Annotated in this window: 1 protein-coding gene; it reads left to right on the top strand. The window is 53.8% G+C overall.

The genetic code is table 11. The features are described 5' to 3' along the window. Nucleotides 1–575: 575 nt before the first annotated feature. On the top strand, nt 576–1823 hold the full coding sequence (gene ltrA, locus HF027_RS15365) for a group II intron reverse transcriptase/maturase (RefSeq protein ID WP_168017143.1): 1248 nt from the start codon (nt 576–578) through the stop codon (nt 1821–1823). The last annotated feature ends 78 nt before the right edge of the window (nt 1824–1901 follow it).

The following is a 1901-nucleotide window of genomic DNA, read 5'->3' as shown; positions in this document are numbered from 1 at the left end:
TGGTTTGTCGAGAGTGTGCCGCAGGCACAGAAATCAGCTGCATAGGACGGTGGCTGACTATGGCATAAGCTCATGAAGAGATGGTGGTAGGCCCACCGAAGTCTGCTGTCGGAAGCCGGCTTCAAACCACCTCAAGCGGCTCCTGTTAAAAGCACGGGTCGTGAGCGTTGGGGAAACGTCAACCAATGAGTTGGCAGGTATGGTGCAGAGAGATGAGTTATCCCGAACCCATGTTGACGCGTCGTAATCCAGAGACTGACATCAAAACCGGGGGCGTTTCGACCCTTCGGGAACAGTTTGCAGGCGAGCTCCGAAGGCTGTGTAAGCGGTGTCCGGCGTATAGTGGGCATGACTCTGTACTGGGCTCTTTGTGGGAACTGCGGGAACCAGTCATCACGATGCCAAGGGAGAAATGCAAGTCACTGAAATGGCGAGCATGAGAGTACCGATGCGTGATCCTGGGACGGAGCAACTCGTAGTAGCAAGGAAGTGCCTGTAATGGGCATGGAGCGAAGGGGTTGCGTCAAGCGGGCTTGTGTTGCGGCCCAACTGCCTTTCGGCAGGAGGAGGCCTTGATGGAAGCCAAACCTTTTACCATATCGAAATGGGATGTCCTGCGAGCCTACCAGTTGGTGAAAGCCAACCAAGGCAGCGCAGGGGGGGACGGTGAGTCACTGAGTGACTTTGACCTCAACCTGAAAAGCAATCTGTACAAGATCTGGAATCGGATGTCCTCAGGTACCTATTTCCCACCGCCGGTGAAGGCGGTGGCCATTCCCAAGAAAACGGGTGGGGAGCGTATTCTGGGCATACCAACCGTCAGCGATCGAATCGCTCAGATGGTCGTCAAGCTTGCATTCGAGCCCTCAGTGGAGAACATCTTTTTGCCGGACTCCTACGGTTACAGACCCGGGAAATCGGCACTGGGTGCGATTGCCATCACGCGTAAACGATGCTGGCAATACGACTGGGTGCTTGAGTTTGACATCAAGGGGTTGTTTGACAACATTCGGCACGACTTGCTGATGAAGGCTGTGGAGAAACACACAGATTCAGCGTGGGTAAAGCTGTATGTTGAACGCTGGCTGACGGCACCACTACAACGTGAAGACGGTGAATTGATAGCCAGGGCACAAGGCACCCCGCAAGGCGGGGTCATTAGTCCGGTGCTTTCAAACCTCTTTCTTCACTACGTCTTCGACAAGTGGCTAGATAAGCACTATTCGGGCATGAAGTGGTGTCGGTACGCGGATGACGGTCTTGTACACTGCCGCTCATATGAAGAAGCAGAGCACATGCTCGCAATTCTTCGAAAGCGCTTTGCCGAATGTGGCTTGGAATTGCACCCTGTCAAGACCAAGATCGTATACTGCAAGGATGGCAGCCGGAAAGGCAACCATGAGCATACTCAGTTTGACTTTCTGGGATACACATTTCGACGTCGTGTCGTCAAGAATCGAAAGCGCAATAGCCTGTTCCTCAGCTTTACGCCTGCAGTCAGTAAGTCCTCATTGACAGGAATGAAGCGGAGGATTCGGGAGCTGCGTGTTCGACTACGTACGGAGCTGAGCATTGCCCAAATGGCAAAATGGCTGAATCCGATCCTCAATGGCTGGCTCGCCTATTACGGAGCCTTCTATCGGTCGGCGCTCTATGCCATTTTCCGGCATGTCAACAAGGCTCTGGTGCGGTGGGCAAGAAGGAAGTTCAAGCCCTTGAGACGACACAAGACACGGGCATCGAAATTCGTGGAAAGGATTTCGGAGCAGTGTCCCCGTTTATTTGCCCATTGGCGGCAGGGTATGCGTGGATCGTTTGCTTGATGGGAGCGGAATGAATCGAGAGGTTCACGTTCCGTTCTGCGAGAGGCTGCAGGGGAGGTTCCTGCGGTCTACTCACCA

Origin of the sequence: Halomonas salinarum (assembly GCF_012062845.1) — a bacterium.
Lineage (GTDB): Bacteria > Pseudomonadota > Gammaproteobacteria > Pseudomonadales > Halomonadaceae > Onishia > Onishia salinarum.
Note: the sequence above shows the minus strand (reverse complement) of the source record. Positions and strands in the feature narration are given on the sequence as shown.